Below are 24,973 nucleotides of genomic sequence, written 5' to 3' on the forward strand. Positions count from 1 at the left end.
CCCTGAAAATTGTCACGAAAGGGTTATCCCGTCAGGCTGATGCGTTCAACCGGGCACGTAACCAGCAGTAACCTATCACTGCCGACAACAAGGAGCCGATCAGGATCCCCAGTTTTGCCCAGTTAATCAGCTCAGGATCGACGTTGCCAAACGCCAGGCTGGCAATAAAAATCGACATCGTAAAGCCAATGCCGCAAAGAATACCGACCGCCATAATCTGCTGGAAATTCGTTCCTTCCGGCAATTGCGCCACCTTGAGGCGTAACGCCAGCCAGCAAAACAGACTGATACCCAACGGTTTGCCGATCAACAGGCCGGCAATGATCCCCAGCGGTAATATCGAGGTCAGTCCATCAATAGTGACGCCCTGCAGTGAAACGCCCGCGTTGGCGAAAGCAAACAGTGGCAGGATCAGGTATGCCACCCATGGATGCAGAACATGCTCCAGTCGCTTAGCCGGTGAACGCCCATGTTTTTCCTTCAATGGAATGAAGAAGCCCACGATCACGCCCGCCAGCGTTGCATGCACGCCAGACTTCAGTACGGCAGTCCACAGCACCACGCCGACCAGAATATAAATACCGGTGCGTCTCACTCCGCACAGATTCAATCCTGCCAAAACAAGGATTGCGCACGCAGCAACGCCCAGCGACAGCAGCGAGAGGTCGCTGGTATAGAACAGTGCGATGATTACAATAGCGCCGAGGTCATCAATAATCGCCAGCGCCATCAGGAAGATTTTCAACGCCAGTGGTACACGACTGCCCAACAACGCCAGCACACCTAACGCAAAAGCGATATCCGTTGCCGCCGGGATCGCCCACCCTTCACGGGTGATGGGATCGGCATAGTTGAATGCCAGGTACAGCAGCGCCGGGACAATCATGCCCCCGATAGCAGCAATGATCGGGAACGCCGCCTGACGCAGACTGGCCAGCGAACCTTGCATTAACTCGCGCTTTACTTCCAGACCAATCAACAGGAAGAACACCGCCATCAACGCGTCGTTGATCCACAACAGCATATTTTTGTTGATCTCAAGCGCGCCAACCCGCAGTTGAACGGGCGTTTCCAAAAAGGCGTGGTACCATCCACTGGTAACCCCGATATTTGCCATCAGCATAGCGACCACGGCTGCGATGATCAGAATGATGCCCCCCGAGGCGTCACTACTAAAAAAACGATGCAGATGTTTCACTTTTATTCTCTCTATTGGGTGAATACTTCGTAAATACTATCTTACACCCTCAAAAAGCTCGTTAAAATTAGATTATTCATGATGGATAAATCGGTTTTTACGATCTATACAGAGTAAGTCGATAAAGATTTTCCGAGCGGAAAACAGAAATAAAAAAGCCTGAGACTTTTCAGTCCCAGGCTTTTTATTCGAGATAAAACTGCGAATTAGCGAGTCAGATCGTCAAAGAACTTCTTCACACCGTCGAAGAAACTTTTGGAGCGCGGACTGTTTTGTTCGCCGGTCGGGCCGCCAAAGCTGTCCTGCAGATCTTTGAGCAGTTGCTTCTGCTTGTCGTTCAGGCCCACTGGGGTTTCAACCACCACGCGGCACAGCAGGTCGCCCTGAGCGCCACCGCGTACAGACTTGACGCCCTTTCCACGCATGCGGAAAAGTTTGCCAGTTTGCGTTTCGCCCGGAATTTTTAGCTTCACGCGACCGTCCAGCGTTGGGACTTCAATCTCGCCGCCCAGCGCAGCCATCGCAAAGTTAATCGGTACTTCGCAGTACAGGTTATTGCCTTCACGTTCAAAAATTGGGTGCTGTTTTACCTGCACCTGAACGTACAAATCACCTGCTGGCGCACCATGTTCACCGGCTTCACCTTCGCCCGCTAAACGAATGCGGTCGCCGGTATCAACCCCTGCCGGGATCTTAACGGACAGCGTTTTGCTTTTCTCAACACGACCATGACCGTGGCATTTGTTGCACGGATCTTTGATCAGCGTACCGCGGCCCTGACAGTGTGGACAGGTCTGCTGTACGGCAAAAAAGCCCTGACGCATCTGTACCTGACCAGAACCGTGACAGGTTGGGCAGGTCTGTGGCTGAGTACCTGCCTTCGCACCGCTACCGTGGCAGACGTCACACTCTTCCAGAGTCGGAATACGGATCTCTTTGGTGACGCCACGCACGGCTTCTTCCAGAGTGAGATCCATGTTGTAACGTAAATCAGCACCACGTGAGGCGCGCTGACGACCACGACCGCCGCCAAAGATATCGCCAAACACGTCACCAAAGATATCGCTGAAGTCAGCCCCGCCGCCAAAACCGCCGCCGCCGCCCATGCCGCCTTGCTCAAACGCAGCATGACCGTACTGATCGTAAGCCGCACGTTTTTGCGCATCGGTCAGGATTTCGTACGCTTCTTTGATCTCTTTAAACTTGGCTTCGGCCTCTTTATCACCCTGGTTGCGGTCCGGGTGAAATTTCATGGCCAGGCGCTTGTAGGCCTTTTTGATTTCACGCTCTTCCGCTGACTTGGAAACGCCTAAAATCTCGTAATAGTCTTGCTTAGCCATCTCTTTTTATCTGCCCCTAACATGCGTGCACGGGCGGAGAGGAAACCTCTTCGCCCGTGCCAGTAATTACCCGTTCAAAGGGCGATTATTTTTTGTCTTTCACTTCTTCAAACTCGGCGTCGACAACGTCGTCATCTTTCGCGTTGTTTGCAGAAGCATCAGCGCCTGCTGCACCAGCCTGCTGCTGTGCGTGCTGCTGCTGAGCGATTTCCATCAGTTTCTGGGAAACCTGTGCCAGCGCCTGCATTTTCGCTTCGATATCCGCTTTGTCTTCGCCTTTCAGAGAAGTTTCCAGCGCGGTCAGTGCAGACTCGATGGCAGTTTTGTCGTCAGCTGGCAGTTTGTCGCCTGCTTCTTCAACCTGCTTACGAGTGCTGTGCAGCAGATGGTCACCCTGGTTACGAGTCTGAACCAGCTCTTCAAACTTACGGTCAGATTCTGCGTTCGCTTCTGCTTCGCGAACCATTTTCTGAATTTCTTCTTCGTTCAGACCAGAAGAAGCCTTGATGGTGATCTTCTGCTCTTTACCGCTGTTTTTGTCTTTCGCGGAAACGTGCAGGATACCGTCGGCATCGATGTCAAAAGTAACTTCGATCTGCGGCATACCGCGCGGAGCCGGGCTGATACCATCCAGGTTAAACTGACCCAGATCTTTGTTATCAGCGGCGCGTTTACGTTCACCCTGCAGCACGTGGATGGTTACCGCAGACTGGTTGTCTTCAGCGGTAGAGAACACCTGGCTGTGCTTGGTCGGGATAGTGGTGTTTTTCGCGATCAGTGGAGTCATCACGCCACCCATGGTTTCGATACCCAGAGACAGCGGGGTAACGTCCAGCAGCAGCACGTCTTTCACATCACCGGTCAATACACCACCCTGAACGGCAGCACCGATTGCCACTGCTTCGTCCGGGTTAACGTCTTTACGCGGCTCTTTACCGAAGAACTCAGCAACTTTCTTCTGTACCATCGGCATACGAGTCTGACCACCGACCAGGATAACGTCCTGAACGTCGGAAACAGACAGACCAGCATCCTGCAGAGCAACTTTCAGCGGCTCGATAGAACGGTTAACCAGGTCTTCAACCAGGCTTTCCAGTTTCGCACGGGTCACTTTGATGTTCATGTGTTTCGGACCAGTCGCGTCTGCAGTAATGTACGGCAGGTTCACGTCGGTCTGCTGAGCGGAAGACAGTTCGATCTTCGCTTTCTCAGCGGCTTCTTTCAGACGCTGCATCGCCAGCGGGTCATTACGCAGATCGATACCCTGATCTTTCTTAAATTCGTCAACCAGGTAGTTGATCATACGGCTGTCGAAGTCTTCACCACCCAGGTGGGTATCACCGTTGGTTGCCAGAACTTCGAAAGTTTTTTCGCCGTCAACTTCGTCGATTTCGATAATAGAGATATCGAAAGTACCACCACCGAGGTCATAAACCGCGATAGTACGGTTGCCGACTTCTTTATCCAGACCGTAAGCCAGTGCCGCTGCGGTCGGTTCGTTGATGATACGTTTTACTTCCAGACCTGCGATACGGCCAGCATCTTTGGTTGCCTGACGCTGAGCATCGTTGAAGTATGCAGGTACGGTGATAACCGCTTCAGTTACCGGTTCGCCCAGGTAATCTTCAGCCGTTTTCTTCATTTTTTTCAGCACTTCAGCAGAAATCTGCGGCGGTGCCATTTTCTGACCTTTTACGTCAATCCATGCATCACCGTTGTCAGCACCGATGATTTTGTACGGCATGATGGCTTCATCACGCTGTACTTCTTCGTCCTGGAAGCGGCGGCCAATCAGGCGTTTAATCGCAAACAGGGTGTTTTGCGGGTTTGTCACTGCCTGACGTTTAGCCGGCTGACCAACCAGAGTTTCACCATCCTGGGTATAAGCAATGATAGAAGGCGTGGTGCGATCGCCCTCGGCGTTCTCCAGCACACGTGCAGTAGTGCCATCCATAATCGCTACACAAGAGTTGGTAGTACCCAGGTCGATACCAATAATTTTACCCATCTAAACGTCTCCACTAAAAATTCGGTCATCATGTGGTTGTGAATCTGTAATAAGGGCGAAACGTGCGGTTTCAACTACCCTGAATCGTTTTTTTTCAGACTCACCACTGCGGTTGTCTACAAGATGGGGTCGTAACCCACGTCATCAAGGGGGGCATGAAAATTTTTTTTAGCACAGTGGCGATAAAATTAAGGTAAAAAGGCAGAAAGGCAAAAAAACGAATAGTTTCCAATCAAAATCAATTCACAAAACAAATCAAAACCAGCACGGCCATTCATGTGAAAATTGTAATAAAAAGAAAAGATTACGACCATGAAACGGTTTCCCGTCGGCGGTAAGATGGTCTGATGTCACACACTTTTACAGCCGTCAAAGAGAAATTCCATGAAATCCGTGTTAACCCTTTCCACCAGCCTGCTTATGGGCCTGCTGCTGAGCAGCGCCGCGCACGCTAACGATCATAAAGTTCTGGGTATGATTGCGATGCCCCGCAATGCAACCAACGACCTTACGCTGAGAATTCCCGTTTGCCGGGTGGTGAAGCGCATTCAGCTCACCGCCGATCGCGGTGATATTAAACTTAACGGCGCATCCGTCTACTTCAAAGCAGTACGCACTTCCAGCCAAAGCCTGAACGTCCCGTCATCCATTAAAGAGGGACAAACGACCAACTGGATCTCTATTAATAGCGACAACGACAATAAACGCTGCGTGTCTAAAATCACCTTCTCAGGCCAGTCAGTAAACTCCTCTGACATGGCAACGCTGAAAGTTATTGGCGACGATTAATTCCGCACATTTTGATTCAGAAGCCATAGAAAACATGCGGGGCAGACACGCGGTTGATGTGAAAGCCTTTGATCTGGAATAACCACTGCCGCGCCCATGAAGCAGCGCCATCTGGCGATGGGTATTTCTCACCAGATCGTCCACCAAATCCCTCAGCTCCCGGCGGCACTTCAAATCGTCTGTCTTAGCAAAATGATCAACCACGCGTAAGCGTGATGTCCATCACAGGGAAAATAATTCATTTTCCCTTCGTTAGATCATAGACAGTGCCCTCTCCCCTGATTATCATGCCGCGCCCCGAAGACAGTGATCGTTATTTGGGGAAACTATTTCACCATTCAATCAATGATGATTTTGAGGAATTATGGGCAACACTAAGTTGGCTAATCCGGCACCGCTGGGCCTGATGGGCTTTGGCATGACCACCATTCTGCTTAACCTGCACAACGCGGGTTTCTTCGCCTTTGACGTTATTATTCTGGCGATGGGCATTTTCTACGGCGGTATCGCGCAAATATTTGCCGGTCTGCTGGAATATAAAAAAGGCAACACCTTCGGTTTAACCGCCTTTACCTCCTACGGTTCGTTCTGGCTGACGCTGGTTGCAATCCTGATCATGCCGAAAATGGGCCTGGCGGATGCAACCAATGGTCAGTTCCTGGGCGTATACCTGGGTCTGTGGGGCGTGTTTACACTGTTCATGTTCTTCGGCACGCTGAAAGCTAACCGCGCGTTGCAGTTTGTCTTCCTGAGCCTGACAGTGCTGTTCGCACTGCTGGCGGTCGGCAACATTGCAGGTAACGAAGCGATCATTCACGTTGCTGGCTGGATTGGCTTAGTGTGTGGCGCAAGCGCCATTTACCTGGCGATGGGTGAAGTGCTGAACGAACAGTTTGGCCGTACCATCCTGCCGATCGGTGAAGCGCACTAATCTGACGCTATCCCCCCGAACGGGGGGATATTCCTTACAAGCGCTGTAACTCGCCCTGCACGCTCGTATCGCGATGATAAATATCCTGTCGCAGCCAAATCCCCAGACCTAACCCCACCAGCGATAACGCCAGCACATACCAGGCCGGAGCCATTGGCGACACGCTCATTAACATCGTCACGGCGATTGGCGTCAGACCACCAAAAATGGCATACGACACGTTGTAAGAAAAGGAGATTCCGGTAAAGCGGACCTCCGCCGGAAACGCCCGCACCATCACATAAGGCACAGCCCCCACCACGCCAACGCACAACCCTACCAGCCCGTATAGCAAGAACAAGTGCTGAGGATGGCTGCCGGTCAGATGATAGAAAAACCAGCTTGAACAGGCCAGCAGCAGGCTGCCGACAATAAAGGTTTTGCTGGCGCCGACCCGGTCGACAATAAACCCGGCCAGCAGACAGCCGACGCACAGCATAATGGTCGCGACACTGTTGGCTTGTAACGTCAACGCCGGTGCAAAACCATACTGCTTCTGCAACCAGACTGGCGACATCAGGATCACCACCACAATCCCGGCCGATAACAGCCAGGTCAGCAGCATGGAAATAACCACCGCTTTTTTATGTTTGCTCACCACCGACTTCACCGGTAGCTCTTGCGCCAGCGCTTTACGCTGCTGCATTTCGAGGAAAATGGGCGTTTCCTGCAACCAGCGACGCAGGTACATCGCCACCAGCCCAAACACGCCCCCCAGCAGGAACGGGATACGCCAGCCGTAGTCATGCACCGCCTGCTGCGTCAGGCTGGTATTCACCAACGTCGCAACCACCGATCCCAGCAGAATCCCCACCGTCAGCCCAGCGGTCAGCGTGCCACAGGCAATGCCGATGCGGCGCTCCGGTACGTGCTCCGCAACGAACACCCACGCGCCGGGCACTTCTCCGCCGATGGCAGCGCCTTGCAAAATACGCATCAGCAGTAACAGCAGCGGCGCGAGGATCCCCATTGAGGCGTAGATAGGCAAAAGACCAATCGCCAGCGTCGGTATCGCCATCAGCAAAATGCTCAGGGTGAACATTTTCTTACGCCCGACCAGATCGCCAAAGTGCGCCATGATGATGCCCCCCAGCGGACGCGCCAGATATCCGGCGGCAAAAATGCCGAAGGTTTGCACCTGACGTAGCCATTCAGGAATGTCTGCCGGGAAGAAGAGTTCGCCAACAACAGCGGCAAAGAAGACGAAGATAATGAAATCATAAAACTCAAGCGCACCGCCGAGGGCAGCAAGCGTAAGAGTTTTATAATCCTGGCGATTCAGCGGTCGAGTGTGTTGTGACATAGCAAACCATGAGTCAGTGGAGTTATTGAATCTGTCTGTCGATATATGTAAAGCAAAAATTACTATATCGTAAACAATTCAATACTCCACTGTCATTGGCACTTATGTCACGATCGGGCTACTTTCAGGCGTTTATATCGCGGATTGCGCTTTTAGGACGAAAAGATGCTACAACAGCCGGTGCGGTTTCCACATACGGCCCATCCAGTAACTGTATACAATACGGTACACTTGCAAAAATACCCGGCACGATAACCTTACCGTCGGCATCTTTCACGCCTTCCAGCGTTTCTTTGATCGATTTCGGCTGCCCTGGCAGATTCAGAATCAACGCCTGTTTGCGAATCACACCAACCTGGCGGGAGAGAATAGCCGTTGGCACAAAGTGCAGGCTTATCTGGCGCATCTGCTCGCCAAAGCCCGGCATCTGGCGGTCGGCTACGGCCAGCGTGGCATCAGGCGTTACATCGCGGCGGGCCGGACCCGTTCCGCCGGTAGTCAGCACCAGATGACAGCTCATTTCATCCACCAGCTCACATAAGGTCTGTTCGATGATCGCCTGTTCATCCGGGATCAGTCGAGTTTGCAGCTCAAAAGGGGTGGTAAGGGCAGATGCCAGCCACTCTTCAAGGGCCGGGATACCTTTATCCTGGTAAACGCCGCTGGAAGCACGGTCAGAAATGGAAACCAGGCCAATGCGTAAAGTATTCATGATTATTCCGTTTAAACAGTCTCGTTAAACAGAATGATACACTGCGAAGGGAAGGACAGACAGGTTTCAGAAGAGGTAGCGTGACCCATATCAGGGCCACGCATTAATGATTACAGCAGATCGCCGATCATTTTTTCCAGTTTACCCTGGTCTACAGCAAACTTACGGATACCGTCCGCCAGTTTGTCTACAGCCATCGGATCCTGGTTGTGCTGCCACAGGAACTCAGCTTCGGTGATGCGTGCAGGGCGCGCTTTCACTTCGCCAGAGAAGGACAGTTTACGTTCGATAGTGCCTTCGCTTTCCGCCAGTTCTTTCAGCAGTGCCGGTGCAATAGTCAGACGATCGCAGCCTGCCAGCTCAATGATTTCGCCGACGTTACGGAAGCTCGCACCCATCACCACGGTTTCGTAACCGTGCTGTTTGTAGTACTCATAGATTTCCGTTACGGAAACCACACCCGGATCTTCTGCCGGTGCATACTCTTTCTTGTCAGTGTTGGCTTTGTACCAGTCCAGAATACGACCAACAAACGGAGAAATCAGGTATACGCCAGCTTCTGCACATGCGCGCGCCTGCGCGAAGGAGAACAGCAGAGTCAGGTTACAGTTGATACCTTCTTTTTCCAGCTGCTCAGCGGCACGGATGCCCTGCCAGGTTGAAGCCAGTTTGATCAGAATGCGATCGTTGCTGATGCCAGCATCGTTGTACATTTTGATCAGACGTTTTGCTTTCGCGATGGACGCGTCGGTATCGTAAGACAGACGAGCGTCAACTTCAGTAGAGATACGGCCCGGGACCAGTTTCAGGATCTCCAGACCGATATTTACTGCCAGTTTGTCGGTCGCGTCGACGATCTGCTGTGCGCGGTCGTTGCTCTGCTGCTTAGCCCAGGCTACAGCGTCATCAATCAGCTTGCGGTATTCTGGGATCTGCGCTGCGTTAAGAATGAGAGAAGGGTTAGTTGTGGCATCCTGAGGCTGATACAGCTTCATTGCCGCGATGTCTCCGGTGTCGGCCACTACTGTGGTGAACTGACGAAGGGAGGTCAATTTGTCCGTCATGATAGCGATTCTCTTTAAACAGCTTGTTAGGGGGATGTAACCGATCTTCCCTGATGATAGCACGACGCACTCTCAGCGCAACCGCCTGGATTGTCCGACCCGCCGCTCAGCCCTGATTACGCATCTCACAGCTCGTGATGCGCAATTAAGGATATACCTATTGTTATGGTAAACTCCCGCAATCAATCACCTTATAAGGTATATACTGGTCGATAATTGGTAGCGCTTACACGGGATTATTCGCGCTTACCGGCATCAACAAGAGGGATGTTAATGCCTGATTTTTTCTCATTTATTAATGAAATACTCTGGGGATCGGTGATGATCTACCTCCTGCTTGGCGCAGGATGTTGGTTCACCTGGCGTACAGGGTTCGTGCAGTTCCGCTATATTCGCCAGTTTGGCAAAAGTCTTAAAAACAGCATCAGCCCGCAGCCGGGCGGTTTAACTTCTTTTCAGGCTCTGTGCACCAGTCTTGCCGCGCGCGTCGGTAGCGGAAATCTGGCGGGTGTGGCGTTGGCGATCGCTGCCGGCGGCGCGGGAGCCATTTTCTGGATGTGGGTCTCGGCGGTCATTGGTATGGCAACCTCATTCGCCGAATGTTCCCTTGCCCAGCTGTATAAAGAGCGCGACAGCAAGGGACAGTTTCGCGGCGGTCCTGCATGGTATATGGCCCGTGGATTGGGCATGCGCTGGATGGGCGTGCTGTTTGCCATCTTTTTACTCATTGCCTATGGCCTGATTTTTAACAGCGTGCAGGCAAACTCAGTCTCTCGTGCGTTGACCTTTGCTTTTGACATCCCACCCCTCTTCTCTGGTATCGCACTGGCAATAGTGTCATTACTGGTCATCGTCGGCGGCATTAAAGGCGTCGCCCGCCTGATGCAATGGTTTGTTCCGATGATGGCGCTGCTGTGGATCGGTTGTAGCCTCGTCATCTGCCTTTGGCATTTCGGACAGCTCCCCGGCATTATCATGACCATCATAAAAAGCGCCTTTGGCTGGCAGGAAGCCGCGGCCGGTGCCGCCGGATATACGCTAAGCCAGGCCATTGCCAGCGGTTTTCAGCGCGGTATGTTCTCTAATGAAGCCGGAATGGGCTCTACCCCGAACGCAGCCGCCTCGGCAGCATCCTGGCCGCCACACCCTGCAGCACAAGGCATTGTGCAAATGATTGGTGTATTGGGCGATACGCTAATTCTTTGTACGGCCAGCGCAATGATCATTTTACTGGCGGGTAATGGCACCACTTATGTGCCAATGGAAGGCATCCAGTTGCTGCAACGAGCCATGGTCTCGCTGACGGGTGAATGGGGGGCCGGATTCGTTGCCTTAATAGTGATTCTGTTTGCCTTTAGCTCTATCGTCGCCAACTACATTTATGCGGAAAACAACCTCATATTCCTGAAACTGGACAACATCCGGGTTATCTGGCTATTACGAATCGCCACCGTTTGCACCGTCATTGGTGGTACGTTAATCAGTTTTCCGCTGGTCTGGCAACTTGCCGACATCATCATGGCTTGTATGGCCATTACTAACCTGACGGCGATTCTGCTGCTTTCTCCGGTTGTACATACCATCGCCAGCGACTATCTGCGCCAGCGAAAACTCGGGGTGCGCCCGGAATTCGATCCGCGCCGTTATCCTGATATCAGACAACAGCTTGCGCCCGATAGCTGGGATGAAACGCCGCGCGAATAGCGCGGCAATCGCAACCATCGATCAATTCAGTCGTTTTTTTTGCTAAAGTCGCAGTAAATTTCCTGCAAGGACTGGATATGCTGATTCTGATTTCACCTGCAAAAACGCTCGACTACCAAAGCCCGCTGGCAACGACACGTCATACGCTGCCCGAGTTGCTGGATCACTCTCAGCAGCTTATTCACGTGGCACGCCAACTCTCTGCACCGCAGATTGGCAAGCTCATGGGGATTAGCGACAAGCTGGCGGATCTGAACGCCACCCGTTTCCATGACTGGCAGCCTGACTTCACGCCGGACAATGCACGTCAGGCCATTCTGGCGTTTAAAGGCGACGTCTATACAGGGTTGCAGGCTGAAACCTTCAGCGAGGCGGATTTCGACTTCGCTCAACAGCATTTACGGATGCTGTCCGGGTTGTACGGCGTTTTGCGTCCGCTGGATTTGATGCAGCCATACCGTCTGGAGATGGGCATTCGTCTGGCCAATGCGAAGGGTAAAGATCTCTACCAGTTCTGGGGAGATACCATCACCGATAAACTTAACGAAGCGCTGGAAGCGCAAGGCGACAGCGTGGTGATCAACCTCGCCTCGGATGAGTATTTTAAATCCGTGAAGCCGAAAAAACTCAACGCTGAGCTTATCAAACCGGTCTTCCTCGACGAGAAGAACGGCAAGTTTAAAGTCATCAGCTTCTATGCCAAAAAAGCGCGCGGCCTGATGAGTCGCTACATTATTGAGAACCGCTTAACGCAACCGGAACAGCTGACCGCATTTAACAGCGAAGGCTACTTCTTTGATGAAGAAGCATCAGGAAACGGCGAACTGGTGTTTAAACGCCACGAGCAATAGTAAAAAGGCCGGATGACGGCTAACGCCTTATCCGGCCTACAGGTTTTGTCGGCCCGCTATGCAAAGCGCCAGCGGGCGCAACCGTTAACCGCGGGTCATCATCAGCTTGCGCAGTTCAGCAAAATCAGCTGGCAGGTGATGAGAAAGCAGCGGCAGGTCCGCGCGTTCCGCCAGTTCTTTTGGCAACGCCAGCGTCAGGTCAAGAATCTCTTCAACGCTTTCTTTAAACTTCGCCGGATGCGCAGTACCAAGGAACAGGCCGTACTCGCCAGGATTCAGTTGGTCACGCAGCGCTCGGTAAGCCACCGCCGCATGCGGTTCTGAGGTGTAGCCTATCTCATGTAACTCACGCATCGTGTCCTGAGTCGTCGCATCGTCAACAGCGGCATAACCCAGCTCATTCAGACGCCAGATTTTACGGCGGAACAGTTCTTCCACGCGCGGCCAGTTGTTCGGCTGGCTGACATCCATCGCATTCGACAACGTTGCCTGGGTCGCTTTCGGCGCCCACTCACCTTCTGCAAGGAAACGCGGAACCGTATCGTTAACGTTCGTCGCCGCGATAAAACGCTTCACCGGCAAGCCCAGTGATTTCGCCAGCAGCCCGGCGGTCAGATCGCCAAAGTTACCGCTGGGAACGGAAATCACCAGTTGATTACGCGCCTCTTGCGGCAGTTGGGCCACAGCCTCAAAGTAGTAACAGATTTGCGCCAACAGACGGCTGATGTTAATTGAGTTAGCCGAGTTCAGTCCCAGAGCCACCTTCAGCTCTTCGTCATCAAACGCCTGTTTCACCAGCGCCTGGCAGGCATCAAAATCGCCATCAATCGCCACAGTTTCAATGTTACCGCCCAGCGTACAGAACAGTTTTTCCTGTAATGGGCTGATCTTGCCGTTCGGGTAGAGGATCACCACGCGCACATTTTTCAGGCCATAAAAGGCATGCGCAACCGCCGCCCCGGTGTCTCCGGAGGTCGCCGTCAGAATCGTTACCGGTTTGTCGCCACTGATGTGCGTCAGCATCTGCGCCATAAAGCGCCCGCCAAAGTCTTTAAATGCAAGCGTAGGGCCGTGGAACAGTTCCAGACAGCCGACATCCGCGGCAACCTGGGCAACCGGAGCCGGAAAGGCAAATGCCGCACGCACGCGCTCTTCCAGAATTTCCTGAGGGATCTCATCACCAATAAATGCGGACAGGATCTTCGCGCTGCGGCTAACGAAGTCCTGGTTCAGCATCTCATCCACTTCTGTCAGATTGAATTCCGGTAGATCGTGCGGAAAAAACAATCCCTGATTCTTGCCCAGTCCTTGCGTAACAGCCTGTGCAAAGCTGACCTGTTCGTTGTGATCTTTCAGATTATACAGTTTCATTGATTATCCCAGTACCCGTGCGCCCGCCGTGTCCAGCCGGCAAATATGAACAAAGCCTTCCTGATTTTGCAGGTAATTTTTACCCAGCCAATCTGCTACGCGCTGTGCCGTATCCGGCTTATCGCACAAAGCGAACAGCGTCGGCCCAGACCCAGATATACCGCTGGCCAGCGCGCCAATTTCTGCGACCGCCTGACGCGCCTGGCTAAAGCCTGGCAGCAAGCGGGTACGATACGGCTCAGCAATGACATCTTTCATCAGCTTCGCGGCCAGAAGAGGCTGACGGGAATAGCAGGCATGGATGAATCCAGCCAGATGCCGCCCGTGAGCGATACAGTCCTGACGGCGATACTGCGCTGGGAGAATCGCCCGCGCTTCAGCCGTCGACACTTTAATCCCTGGATACGCCAGTACCCACAGCCACTCATCAAAGCCTGGCACCTGCTGGCTAATAATGCCGTTTTCTTCAATCATTAACTGCATACCGCCCAAAAAGCACGGAGCGACGTTATCGTAATGAATGCTGCCGGAGATACGCCCTTCAAGTTCGCCCATTATCGCTAACAGGCGCGTATCGTTGAGCGGCTTACCGCAATGTTCGTTCATAGCGACTAACGCCGCCACGACGGAACAGGCGCTGGAGCCTAACCCGGAGCCAATCGGCATATTTTTTTCCAGCGTCATCGCCACCGGAACGGTTTTACCCAGCTCCTGGCAGAATCGCTCCCAACACTGGTAGACAATATTTTCACGTGGCTCGGACGGCAGTTTGTTGGCAAAGCGCCCAAGGTTGTTCAGGCTGAACTGGTCAGCCGCCTCAACGGACACCACATCACCCAACAGCGAACCGTCCACCGGAGTTACCGCCGCACCGAGTACATCAAACCCGACGCTCATATTGGCACTGGAAGCCGGGGCATAAACTCTCACCATGTCAGACTCCTAACTTCCATGAAAGGGTGCGTAGCAGGTCGGCAAAGACGCCCGCCGCCGTCACATCGTTACCTGCGCCATATCCGCGCAGAACCAACGGTAACGGCTGATAATAGTGGCTATAGAACGCCAGCGCGTTTTCACCGTTTTTCACTTTAAACAGCGGATCGTTGCCGTCTACTGCATCAATTTTCACGCGACAAACACCGTCCTCTTCGATATTGCCAACATAGCGCAATACTTTTCCCTCATCACGGGCTTTCGCCACGCGCGCGGCAAAGACGTCATCCAGCTGCGACAATTTCGCCATAAACGCGGAAACATCACCGGAGTCATCAAACTCTTTTGGCAGGACCGGCTCAATGACAATGTCAGAAAGCTCCAGCTCACGACCAGTTTCACGGGCCAGGATCAGCAGCTTACGCGCCACGTCCGTACCGGAAAGATCGTCACGCGGATCGGGTTCGGTATAGCCCATCTCACGCGCCAGGGTGGTGGCCTGCGAGAAGCTCATGCCTTCATCCAGCTTGCCGAAAATAAACGACAGTGAGCCAGAAAGGATGCCTGAAAAACGTTGCAGTTCATCACCTGCGCTGAGCAGATTTTGCAGGTTTTCAATAACCGGCAAGCCCGCGCCCACGTTGGTGTCGTACAGGAATTTACGACGAGACTTCGCGGCGGCAAAACGCAGCTGATGATAGTAATCCATCGACGACGTGTTGGCCTTTTTGTTCGGCGTAACCACGTGGAAGCCTTCACGCAAGAAGTCGGCATATTGATCCGCTACCGCCTGGCTTGACGTACAGTCGACAATCACCGGATTGAGCAGATGGTATTCTTTCACCAGACGAATTAAGCGCCCAAGGTTGAAAGGCTCTTTCGCGCTCTCCAGCTCCGACTGCCAGTTTTCCAGATTCAGACCGTGGACGTTGGTCAGCAGGGCCTTCGAGTTCGCCACACCGCACACGCGCAGATCGATATGCTTCTTTTTGAGCCAGGTTTGCTGACGTTTAAGCTGCTCCAGCAGCGCACCGCCCACGCCGCCTACGCCAATCACAAACACTTCAATCACCTGGTCGGTGTTGAACAGCATCTGATGGGTCACGCGTACGCCGGTGGTCGCGTCATCGTTATTCACCACCACCGAAATAGAACGCTCAGACGAGCCCTGGGCGATCGCTACAATATTGATGTTCGCCCGAGCCAGCGCGGCAAAGAACTTCGCCGAGATGCCGCGCAGGGTGCGCATACCATCGCCAACAACAGAGATGATGGCCAGACGCTCAGTCACCGCCAGCGGCTCCAGCAGGCCTTCTTTCAGCTCGAGGTAGAATTCATCCTGCATAGCGCGTTGTGCACGCGCGCAGTCGCCCTGCGGGACGCAGAAGCTGATGCTGTATTCAGAAGAGGATTGGGTGATCAGCACTACCGAGATGCCCGCACGCGACATTGCGGCAAAAACGCGCGCCGCCATGCCCACCATGCCTTTCATTCCAGGGCCGGAAACGCTAAACATCGCCATGTTATTGAGGTTAGAAATACCTTTTACCGGCAAATCATCGTCATCACTGCTGGCACCGATCAGCGTACCGGGCGCTTGCGGATTGCCGGTATTTTTAATCAGGCACGGGATCTGGAACTGGGCAATAGGGGTAATGGTGCGCGGGTGCAGCACTTTAGCGCCGAAGTAAGAAAGCTCCATCGCTTCCTGATAAGACATCGACTTAAGCAGTCGGGCGTCGGGTACCTGACGCGGATCGCAAGTATATACACCGTCGACATCGGTCCAGATTTCACAACAATCGGCACGCAAACAGGCGGCCAGTACGGCGGCAGAGTAGTCAGAGCCATTACGCCCCAACACCACTAACTCACCTTTTTCATTTCCAGCGGTAAACCCTGCCATCAGAATCATGTGGTCCGCAGGAATACGGCTGGCGGCGATGCGGCGCGTAGATTCGGCGATATCAACGGTAGATTCGAGGTAATGGCCGACAGCCAGCAATTTCTCCACCGGGTCGATGACCGTTACGTTATGCCCGCGTGCTTCCAGCAGGCCGGCCATGATAGCAATCGACATTTTTTCACCACGGCAGATAAGCGCGGCATTGATACTGTCCGGGCACTGTCCCAGCAGGCTGATGCCGTGCAGGACGTGCTTAATCTGGGCAAATTCTTGTTCAACAAAGGCTTTGAGCTGCGCCAGCGGAAAACCTGGTTGCTCGGCGGCAAGACCCACCAGCAGCTCGGAGAAAATGCGTTCGGCGTCGCTGATATTAGCTAAAGCATCCTGACCACCGATGGTCTTCTCAATCATTGCCACCAGATGGTTGGTAATTTTTGCGGGGGCAGAGAGAACGGTTGCGACCTGCCCCTGTCTGGCATTGCTTTCCAGAATATCGGCAACCCGCAGAAAGCGCTCTGCATTTGCCACTGATGTACCGCCGAACTTCAACACTCGCATGGTTTACCTCATTGCCTTTGGTCGAAAAAAAAGCCCGCACTGTTTAGGTGCGGGCTTTTTCTTGTGTTTCCTGTACGCGTCAGCCCGCACCGTTACCTGTGGTAATGGTGATGGTTGTAGTAATGGTGATGCTGATGCGTTTCATGATGTTGTGTGCTCTGTAATTATTTATTATCTGTCCTGTATTCTTTTAGGGTTAAAGTATCTGCTGACCTAAGTCAATAAATTTTTAAATTGATCACATTCCGAAACTTGTTCATGAGCGACTGCTTGCCCTTTTACTTTCAACTAATACAGCATGTTGAGCCCACTTGAACCAAGAACAAAACACTACACAACAAAAATTGTTCGACATTTTATTTTGTGATGTTTTTTTCAATATCATGTAAAAAACGGTGCAACATTGCCGTGTCTCGCTGCCCCAACAGACCCATTCGCTGTTGCAACCAGTCCGTCAGCTTGATGTCGTCAGAAACGTTCAGCGTGGCTAATAAACGCAAAACGCGTGCACGCAATGCCTGCAGCTGAAGTTCATCCGTCACCTCAACGTTTTTGGCTGGTTGTTGTATTAAACCTGCTAATTGATAGCAATACACCATCACCGCCTGCCCCAAATTGAGTGAAGGATAGTCAGCGACCATCGGTACACCAGTGAGTACATCTGCCAGCGCTAATTCTTCATTGGTCAGCCCCGAATCTTCACGACCAAACACCAGCGCTGCATGTTCCATCCACGTGGATTTCTCCTGTAACAGGGGAACCAGTTCGACCGGGGTGGCGTAATAATGGAACTTCGCCCGGCTACGCGCGGTGGTCGCAACGGTAAAATCAACGTCGTGAAGCGCATCGGCTAACGTTGGAAAAACGTTAATATTATCAATAATGTCGCCCGATCCATGCGCGACCCATCGCGTGGCGGGTTCCAGGTGCGCCTCGCTGTCAACGATACGTAATTGAGTGAATCCCATGGTCTTCATCGCACGGGCAGCCGCGCCAATATTTTCCGCTCTGGCAGGGGCAACCAGAATAATTGTTAAACGCATTTCGATACTCTTTTTGGTCAGTCTGCAAGTAATAATGTGACGCACGTCAACATATTACGCAGCGCAAATTTACATTTTTTTAACAGAAGTCACTGAAAAAGGATTTCGCATCCGGTAAAAAATGCTAAACTATTTCCAAACTGTACTATTGCTTTTTATGTTAACAAAAGTTGTATATCCCTCTGTTTATCCATGATAATTTATTTTAAAATGGATCGCATTGGTTGGATTCATTACATTTATTAATTAGCTCGTGCAACTAGTTGTAATATTGCAATTTTGTGATGAAAGCAAACATTTGGATACGTTGATTTCATCAAACTGTTAACGTGCTACAATTGAACTTGATATATGTCAACGAAGCGTAGTTTTATTGGGTGTCCGGCATGTCTTAGCCTGTTATGTTGCTGTTAAAATGGTTAGGATGACAGCCGTTTTTGACACTGTCGGGTCCAGAGGGAAACTACCCACGACCAAGCTAATGATGTTGTTGACGTTGATGGAAAGTGCATCAAGAACGCAATTACGTACTTTAGTCATGTTACGCCGATCATGTTAATTTACGGCATGCATCAGGCAGGTCAGGGACTTTTGTACTTCCTGTTTCGATTTAGTTGGCAATTTAGGTAGCAAACATGCAGACCCCGCACATTCTTATCGTTGAAGACGAGTTAGTAACACGCAACACGTTGAAAAGCATTTTCGAAGCAGAAGGCTATGATGTATTCGAAGCGACAGATGGCGCGGAAATGCATCAGATTCTCTCTGAATATGACATCAACCTTGTGATTATGGATATCAATCTGCCTGGGAAAAATGGCCTACTGTTAGCGCGCGAACTTCGCGAACAAGCTAACGTTGCGCTGATGTTCCTGACGGGCCGTGATAACGAAGTCGATAAAATTCTCGGCCTCGAAATCGGCGCAGACGATTACATCACCAAGCCGTTTAACCCGCGCGAACTGACTATCCGTGCTCGTAACCTGCTGTCCCGTACCATGAACCTGGGTACTGTCAGCGAAGAACGCCGTAGCGTCGAAAGCTACAAGTTCAACGGCTGGGAGCTGGACATCAACAGCCGCTCTCTGATTGGTCCTGACGGCGAGCAGTATAAACTGCCACGCAGCGAATTCCGTGCAATGCTTCACTTCTGTGAGAATCCGGGCAAAATCCAGTCTCGCGCAGAACTGCTGAAAAAAATGACCGGTCGCGAACTGAAGCCGCATGACCGTACCGTTGACGTGACTATCCGCCGCATTCGTAAACATTTCGAATCTACGCCGGATACGCCAGAAATCATCGCCACCATTCACGGTGAAGGCTACCGTTTCTGCGGCGACCTGCAGGATTAATTCAATCCTTACAGGTAAAAAAACGGCGCATTATGCGCCGTTTTTCATTTCCCCACCGCCCTATTTCCATAGGCGAAACTCGTCACTCTGCGCAGGCAGAGGCTCCGGAATTTCTGTCGGCTTTGGTTTTGGCTGTGCCAGCGAGTGCCAGTCAAGATGACGAGTCAGGAACATCACGCCACACAACGCGACCAACAGCACGCCGGTTCCCAGCAGTAAAGAGCTGTCCTGTGAACGTAGCAGCACCCACATCACCCCATCCAACCCCAGCAGCGCCACGGTGAATAAAATACTGTTCCGCCAACTCTGTAATATCGCCTGCAGATACACCCCGTTCATTAACGCGCCTACCAGGCTTGCCGTAATCCACGCCGCCGTAAACCCAATGTGCTCAGACAATGCCAGCAGCAGCAGATAAAACATCACCAGCGATAGCCCCACCAGCAGATACTGCATCGGGTGCAGACGCAGGCTGGTCATACTTTCAAGCACGAAGAAAGACATAAAGGTCAGTACAATCAGCAGGATGGCATACTTGGTAGCCCTGTCCGTTAACTGATACTGATCCGCTGGCGTGGCGACGGCAACGCTAAATGCAGGCATTCCCTTCCAGCCAATCTTTTCGCCATCAAAGCGTTCGCCGAGGTTATTCGCGAACCAGCTGCTTTGCCACTGGGCCTTAAATCCTGATTCGCTGATTTCGCGCTTCGCCGGGAGGAAATCCCCAAGAAAGTTGGGATGCGGCCAGTTGCTGGTTAAAGTCATTTCACTGTTACGGCCAACCGGAACAACGGAGAAATCTCCGGTTCCGCTCAAATTCAACGACAGCACCATGCTCAGGTTTTGCTCCGCCCAGCTCGCGTCAGGTAGCGGAATGTGGATCCCTTGAGCTCCTCCATCCAGCCCCGTCCCTGGCTCAACGGCCAGCGATTCCCCATTGACCTGCAGCGCTTGCACCACGCCGATCCCGCGCGCATCCCCCACGCCAACCACGATAAACGGTTTGCCGACGCTGACGTTGGGATGGTTTAAATCACGCAAGCGTTCAGCGTTAAACTCGGCCTTCACCGAGAGATCATTGTGCCAGACCTGGCCTTCGTAAATACCGATTTTACGCGCTTCAACGTTCTGATTCCCCTCAACCACCATCGACTCCGGGAGCCAGAAATGGATATAGCTGCGCTTACGCTGGATCTGTTTGTCGCCTTCCAGCTCGATATACAGTTCCGTCACCGGGACGGCAATCAGCGGCCCGACCATCTTTTGCGGCCCGCTGGTGCTCTGACGAATAGCATCTTCGACTTCATCACGATAATCCGATCGCTCAACGATTATCTGCCTGACCATCGTCAGTGGAATTAACAGCAGTAATATTGCGCCGCCTAAGGTGACGATTTTCCAAAACAGGGGTGATTTAAACATAGCGTTCTCCTTTGCAATATCAGCAAGGTAGAACAGCTATGTGCGGAGAATTTGAAGTTATGTGAAGTGACGGTGAAGCGTAAACGAGGCCTGTGCACCGCCCTCTGGTCGGTTAGATAATGTCACCGTACCTTCATGCAGTCGTGCAACTTCACTGACAAACGCCAGCCCCAAACCGCTGCTCTTGTGTCCATTCTCGCGGGGCAGCGAGTAGAAGCGCTCAAAAATACGCGGCAACGCAAAATCAGGGATCCCGCTACCGCTGTCGGTAACCTGCAATGTGACCAGATCCTCCTGCTGATGCGCGCTCAACGTAATCGTTCCGCCCTGTGGCGTGAAGTCGATAGCGTTGTCGAGCAAGTTCCCCAATGCCTGCTCCAGTAACGCGGGATCGGCAGCGACGCTAAGCGATGAAGGCAGAATGGTCAGCGTAATGTTTTTTGCCGCCAGCTGCACGCTACGCGCCTCTTTGAGCTGAGCAAAAAGCGTATCTACCTCCACCGCCGTCAACGTAATGTCCTGTCGATTCTCCAGTCGCGCCTGGCGCAGCAAAGTTTCGACCAGCGCCTGCATGCGCGCATTTTGCGTCAGAATATTATCGGTAAAACGCGCTACCACGTTTGGCGGCGGGCCTTCGCGCAATATCTCTGCCGCGCCACGAATGGCCGCCAGCGGACTTTTCAGCTCATGCGTTAACGCGTAGACATACTGCTCAATGTAGTTCTTGCCTTCGAGCTTCAGACGCATACTTTCCAGCGCCTGCGCCAGTTTGCGTAACTCGCTGCTGCCTAAATCAGGCAGTGGGACGGGGCGATTCTCGGTAACGGAGTCGGCATAACGCGCCAGCCGGGCAATGGATCGGTTTATCCACCATACCATCCCGAAGCCAATCACCAGGGCAATGCCCAGCAATACGGCGCTGGCCCACAGCATTCGCCGTTCACTGCGTTTAATCACCGGTGCCATCGCCGCATTTGGTTTGCCGACACTGAGCACGCCGATAATACGCCCACCGTCTACGATCGGCGCGGCAACGTACATCACCGAGCTTTCCGGATCGTTCGGGTTTTGCGGCGTGCTTCGGGCGCCATACTGCCCACGCAGCGTTAACCACACATCGTTCCAGCGGGAGTAGTCCTGACCGACGGCCTGGTTAGCTGAATCAAACAACACCTTGCCCTGCGCGTCCGTCATATAGACATGGTATTCATTACGCACTTTGTTAATGCCGCTGATGTTGGCGTTAAATGGGCGGTTATGCAGCTGCGCAAATGCCTGCGCCAGCTTGCCGTTAGCCGGTGAGTCAGAGAGCACGTCATCACGCGCCAGTGCAGCCAGCAGCGTGGCGGTATCAATTAAAGTACCTTCGGTCGCCCGACGAACGCCTGGCTTAATTTCCTGCACAAAGATCGACAGAACAAACCAGGCGGCGACCGCGACAATCAGAAAATAGCCGAGCAGCAAACGCATTCCAATGCGCATCAGCAGTTCCTCAGGCTGTATCCCATACCGCGATGTGTATTGATGGGGGAAAGCTCCGGATTGATAGCCCGCAGCTTGGCGCGCAGCGTTTTGATGTGAGTATCAACCGTTCTGTCAAAGGTATCCTGCGCGTCTGCCCAGACTAAATCCATCAGCTGCTGGCGAGAGTAAATACGTCCCGGCGACATCAGCAATGTTTTCAGCAGCAGGAATTCATAACGCGTCAGGTTCAACGGCATGCTGAACCAGGTAATCTGCGCGGCCAGCTCATTAAGTTCAAAATCCCCACAGCGTGTCATCGATGAAGGCGTGGAGAATTTTTGCACCCGCCGCAGCAGCGTACGCACACGAGCGCACACCTCGCGCGGCGAGAAAGGCTTGGCAACATAGTCATCTGCACCAATTTCCAGCCCCAACAGGCGATCCACTTCATCGCTGCGCGCGGTCAGAAAGAGGATCGGCAACGCCGGGTGGCGTTCCAGTAAACGTCGGCACAGTTCAAAACCGCTGATATCCGGTAGCCCGACATCCAGAATGATGGCATCAGGGCATTGCTGGCGAGATTTCTCCAGCACGGGAAATCCGCGCTCAAACGCCTCTACGCTAAACCCTTCTTGTTGCAGCATGTAGATAAGCGTATCAGCGATTCCCTGCTCATCCTCAACCAACCAGATCAACGGCTGTTGCATTGTGCTTCCTTGTTATTGCCGCCACGGCATGATGGGTACCGCACTGATGGCATTTTTGGGCGATCCATCGACAACTTTATCTGAATACGCCAGATAGGCCAGCGCATTACGTTTCGCATCGTAAAAACGCACGACCTGTAAAGATTTAAACACCAGCGAGGTACGTTTCTTAAATACCACTTCGCCCTGAGCTTTACCGTTCTTGATTCTGTCGCTCAGTTCTACCGGCCCAACCTGCTGGCAAGAGATGGCGGCATCGGAGGTATCTTCCGCCAGCCCCAGTCCACCTTTGATGCCGCCGGTCTTCGCACGACTCACGTAACAGGTCACATTGGTAACATCCGGATCGTCAAACGCTTCGACCACAATTTTATGATCCGGCCCAAACATTTTGAACACCGTATCGACAGATCCAATCTGCTCCGCATGGGCGACCTGCGCCAACATCAGCAGAATTGAGGAAATGACTAAGCTCTTATATTTCATATTGTTACCATTCTTAAAAGTTGTTCTGCGTAATTATTAAACATTCTAAGATAAAATGTATACAGATCACAGGATTACAATAATCACGCTTTCGTATGTCCGAAAAAAGCACTTATGAGCAAAAAAAACACTGAATGCTAAAACAGCAAAAAATGCTATTATCCTCATACCTGACGTCAGGTACTCGTTGTTGAAAGGATGAGGATATTTTATGGATCAGGCTGGCATTATTCGCGACCTATTAATCTGGCTGGAAGGTCATCTGGATCAGCCTTTGTCGCTTGACAATGTGGCGGCAAAAGCGGGCTATTCCAAGTGGCACCTGCAGAGAATGTTTAAGGACGTGACGGGCCATGCTATTGGCGCCTATATCCGTGCCCGTCGTTTATCGAAATCCGCAGTGGCGCTGCGCCTGACTGCGCGTCCAATTTTGGATATTGCGCTGCAATATCGCTTCGACTCTCAACAAACTTTTACTCGCGCATTCAAGAAACAATTTTCGCAGACACCAGCGCTGTATCGCCGTTCACCGGAATGGAGTGCGTTTGGTATTCGCCCGCCAATGCGACTGGGTGAATTTACGATGCCTGCACACGAGTTTGTCACCCTGGAAGATACGCAGCTGCTCGGCACCACACAAAGCTATTCCTGCTCGCTGGAACAGATTTCAGATTTCCGTCATGAAATGCGTATTCAGTTCTGGCGCGACTTCCTTGCTCAGGCTCCGGCGATCCCGCCAGTGCTGTACGGGCTTAACGAAACGCGTCCGAGCATTGAAAAAGACGACGAACAGGAAGTGTTTTACACCACAGCACTGACGCCGGAACAGGCCAATGGCTATGTGCCGTCGGCGCAGCCTATCCTGTTACAGGGTGGCGAGTACGTGATGTTTACCTACGAAGGGCTGGGAACCGGCGTGCAAGAGTTTATCCTGACGGTTTACGGCACATGCATGCCGATGCTGAACCTGACGCGCCGTAAAGGACAGGATATCGAGCGATACTACCCGGCAGAAGATGCCAAAGCGGGAGATCGCCCGATCAACCTGCGCTGCGAATTCCTGATTCCGATTCGCCGCTAGCGCTGTAGTTCATCCAACGCAGGGGCGTCCAGATGTGAGATGTCCCCTGCAGTTTCAACGACCCATCCCGGCGCCAGCCATAAGCTTTCCTGGTAATCAACGCGAGAAATAGAACAGTTGCGCAGACGCAAGCGACGTTCAGCCCATGCCGGTAATCCCAGAATTGTGCTCACCAGGCAACCCAGCGCGATACCGTGGCTGACCAGCAGTGGACGACTTCCCGGCGGCAGCTCCAGACAGGATGCCAGCGCCGCATTGACGCGATCGCTCAGCTCCTGCATCGATTCCCCTTCCGGAATACGACCATCCACCGTGCCGTTCACCAACTGGCGACGCCAGCCCTCTTCCTCTGGCGTCAGCGTATCGATGTGACGTTTTTCCAGCACCCCCATATTCAGCTCACGCAGACGAGAATCATAGGTGATATCACAGCCGCAGGCCTGGGCGATGATTTCTGCGGTGCGTCGTGTACGACCAAGATCGCTACTGATGACATGCGTAATACCAAACGAGCGGGCGCGTTCTCCCACCTGCATGGCTTGTTGTTCACCTTTAGCGGTTAGTGGGCTGTCTGACTGGCCTTGAATACGTCGCTCGGCGTTCCACTGCGTTTCGCCATGGCGAACAAGGTATACCTGTAACATGCTTTTTTTCCGTTATATACTCGTCATACTTTGAGTAGACTCTGCGATGAATTTTCAAACTGAGCTT

General features: G+C 52.5%; 23 protein-coding genes and 1 other annotated feature. Of the genes, 6 read left to right on the plus strand and 17 right to left on the minus strand.

Going from position 1 to position 24,973, the window contains the following annotated elements:
* Positions 1-31 precede the first annotated feature (31 nt).
* The 3 genes from nhaA to dnaK all read right to left on the minus strand — a co-directional run bounded on the left by nhaA (position 32) and on the right by dnaK (position 4,546).
* On the minus strand, positions 32-1,198 hold the full coding sequence (gene nhaA / locus BZK40_RS07385; protein WP_008786152.1) for a Na+/H+ antiporter NhaA: 1,167 nt from the start codon (positions 1,196-1,198) through the stop codon (positions 32-34).
* Between the two features lie 206 nt (positions 1,199-1,404).
* Complete coding sequence (gene dnaJ / locus BZK40_RS07390; RefSeq protein WP_003829737.1) at positions 1,405-2,538, minus strand: molecular chaperone DnaJ; 1,134 nt, start codon at positions 2,536-2,538, stop codon at positions 1,405-1,407.
* An 85-nt stretch (positions 2,539-2,623) separates the two neighbouring features.
* On the minus strand, positions 2,624-4,546 hold the full coding sequence (dnaK, locus tag BZK40_RS07395) for a molecular chaperone DnaK (protein WP_003829739.1): 1,923 nt from the start codon (positions 4,544-4,546) through the stop codon (positions 2,624-2,626).
* A 384-nt stretch (positions 4,547-4,930) separates the two neighbouring features.
* Between dnaK and BZK40_RS07400 the strand changes: the two genes are divergently transcribed.
* Positions 4,931-5,335, plus strand: a complete 405-nt coding sequence (locus tag BZK40_RS07400; RefSeq protein WP_008786150.1) for a DUF2541 family protein — start codon at positions 4,931-4,933, stop codon at positions 5,333-5,335.
* 364 nt (positions 5,336-5,699) lie between these two features.
* A complete protein-coding gene (gene satP, locus BZK40_RS07405) occupies positions 5,700-6,266 on the plus strand; it encodes an acetate uptake transporter (protein ID WP_003829744.1) in 567 nt (188 codons plus the stop codon).
* Between the two features lie 34 nt (positions 6,267-6,300).
* Here satP and BZK40_RS07410 read toward each other — a convergent pair whose 3' ends face one another.
* The 3 genes from BZK40_RS07410 to tal all read right to left on the minus strand — a co-directional run bounded on the left by BZK40_RS07410 (position 6,301) and on the right by tal (position 9,384).
* A complete protein-coding gene (locus BZK40_RS07410; protein WP_079934409.1) occupies positions 6,301-7,608 on the minus strand; it encodes an MFS transporter in 1,308 nt (435 codons plus the stop codon).
* A gap of 124 nt (positions 7,609-7,732) precedes the next feature.
* Entirely contained in the window at positions 7,733-8,320 is a 588-nt protein-coding gene (gene mog / locus BZK40_RS07415; RefSeq protein ID WP_003829749.1) for a molybdopterin adenylyltransferase, read from the minus strand.
* A 110-nt stretch (positions 8,321-8,430) separates the two neighbouring features.
* Positions 8,431-9,384: a transaldolase gene (gene tal, locus BZK40_RS07420; protein ID WP_003829752.1), complete on the minus strand. Its 954-nt coding sequence runs from the start codon at positions 9,382-9,384 to the stop codon at positions 8,431-8,433.
* A gap of 273 nt (positions 9,385-9,657) precedes the next feature.
* Between tal and BZK40_RS07425 the strand changes: the two genes are divergently transcribed.
* Both BZK40_RS07425 and yaaA read left to right on the plus strand, forming a co-directional pair.
* Positions 9,658-11,088, plus strand: coding sequence for an alanine/glycine:cation symporter family protein (locus BZK40_RS07425; protein ID WP_020996236.1), 1,431 nt, complete (start codon positions 9,658-9,660; stop codon positions 11,086-11,088).
* Positions 11,089-11,165: 77 nt separating this feature from the next.
* Positions 11,166-11,939: a peroxide stress protein YaaA gene (gene yaaA, locus BZK40_RS07430; RefSeq protein ID WP_032942329.1), complete on the plus strand. Its 774-nt coding sequence runs from the start codon at positions 11,166-11,168 to the stop codon at positions 11,937-11,939.
* 84 nt (positions 11,940-12,023) lie between these two features.
* Here the strand turns inward: yaaA and thrC are convergent, their stop codons facing one another.
* The 6 genes from thrC to yjjY form a co-directional block, all read right to left on the minus strand.
* Complete coding sequence (thrC, locus tag BZK40_RS07435) at positions 12,024-13,310, minus strand: threonine synthase (protein WP_008786145.1); 1,287 nt, start codon at positions 13,308-13,310, stop codon at positions 12,024-12,026.
* Between the two features lie 3 nt (positions 13,311-13,313).
* Entirely contained in the window at positions 13,314-14,243 is a 930-nt protein-coding gene (gene thrB, locus BZK40_RS07440) for a homoserine kinase (protein ID WP_008786144.1), read from the minus strand.
* 1 nt (position 14,244) lies between these two features.
* Positions 14,245-16,707: a bifunctional aspartate kinase/homoserine dehydrogenase I gene (gene thrA, locus BZK40_RS07445; RefSeq protein ID WP_003829761.1), complete on the minus strand. Its 2,463-nt coding sequence runs from the start codon at positions 16,705-16,707 to the stop codon at positions 14,245-14,247.
* A 23-nt stretch (positions 16,708-16,730) separates the two neighbouring features.
* Positions 16,731-16,857 (minus strand) — a sequence feature (Thr leader region).
* On the minus strand, positions 16,787-16,852 hold the full coding sequence (thrL, locus tag BZK40_RS07450; RefSeq protein ID WP_032337689.1) for a thr operon leader peptide: 66 nt from the start codon (positions 16,850-16,852) through the stop codon (positions 16,787-16,789). Its footprint overlaps the feature before it by 66 nt.
* Positions 16,858-17,063: 206 nt before the next feature.
* Complete coding sequence (locus tag BZK40_RS07455) at positions 17,064-17,750, minus strand: tRNA/rRNA methyltransferase (protein ID WP_003829762.1); 687 nt, start codon at positions 17,748-17,750, stop codon at positions 17,064-17,066.
* A gap of 399 nt (positions 17,751-18,149) precedes the next feature.
* Positions 18,150-18,290, minus strand: a complete 141-nt coding sequence (yjjY, locus tag BZK40_RS24170; RefSeq protein ID WP_042998021.1) for a YjjY family protein — start codon at positions 18,288-18,290, stop codon at positions 18,150-18,152.
* A gap of 95 nt (positions 18,291-18,385) precedes the next feature.
* Between yjjY and arcA the strand changes: the two genes are divergently transcribed.
* Positions 18,386-19,102, plus strand: a complete 717-nt coding sequence (gene arcA / locus BZK40_RS07460) for a two-component system response regulator ArcA (RefSeq protein WP_001194359.1) — start codon at positions 18,386-18,388, stop codon at positions 19,100-19,102.
* A 60-nt stretch (positions 19,103-19,162) separates the two neighbouring features.
* On the opposite strand, the gene creD is transcribed toward arcA, so the two are convergent.
* Genes creD through creA form a run of 4 tightly spaced genes read right to left on the minus strand, consistent with a single transcriptional unit; the run spans position 19,163 to position 23,181 of the window.
* Entirely contained in the window at positions 19,163-20,524 is a 1,362-nt protein-coding gene (gene creD, locus BZK40_RS07465; protein ID WP_079934410.1) for a cell envelope integrity protein CreD, read from the minus strand.
* A gap of 57 nt (positions 20,525-20,581) precedes the next feature.
* Positions 20,582-22,006: a two-component system sensor histidine kinase CreC gene (creC, locus tag BZK40_RS07470; protein ID WP_079934411.1), complete on the minus strand. Its 1,425-nt coding sequence runs from the start codon at positions 22,004-22,006 to the stop codon at positions 20,582-20,584.
* The gene (creB, locus tag BZK40_RS07475) at positions 22,006-22,695 is read right to left on the minus strand and encodes a two-component system response regulator CreB (protein WP_003829928.1); all 690 of its coding nucleotides are present in this window, start codon (positions 22,693-22,695) and stop codon (positions 22,006-22,008) included. The genes creC and creB overlap by 1 nt, the downstream gene beginning before the upstream one ends.
* Positions 22,696-22,707: 12 nt before the next feature.
* Positions 22,708-23,181: a protein CreA gene (gene creA, locus BZK40_RS07480; protein WP_003018998.1), complete on the minus strand. Its 474-nt coding sequence runs from the start codon at positions 23,179-23,181 to the stop codon at positions 22,708-22,710.
* A gap of 211 nt (positions 23,182-23,392) precedes the next feature.
* Here creA and robA point away from each other — a divergent pair, with 211 nt between their 5' ends.
* Positions 23,393-24,262, plus strand: coding sequence for an MDR efflux pump AcrAB transcriptional activator RobA (gene robA / locus BZK40_RS07485; protein ID WP_003829933.1), 870 nt, complete (start codon positions 23,393-23,395; stop codon positions 24,260-24,262).
* On the opposite strand, the gene gpmB is transcribed toward robA, so the two are convergent.
* A complete protein-coding gene (gene gpmB / locus BZK40_RS07490) occupies positions 24,259-24,906 on the minus strand; it encodes a 2,3-diphosphoglycerate-dependent phosphoglycerate mutase GpmB (protein WP_003019006.1) in 648 nt (215 codons plus the stop codon). The two genes, robA and gpmB, sit on opposite strands and share 4 nt — an antisense overlap.
* Between the last annotated feature and the right edge of the window lie 67 nt (positions 24,907-24,973).

Source organism: Citrobacter portucalensis (genome assembly GCF_002042885.1).
In the GTDB taxonomy this organism is placed as follows: Bacteria; Pseudomonadota; Gammaproteobacteria; order Enterobacterales; family Enterobacteriaceae; genus Citrobacter; species Citrobacter portucalensis.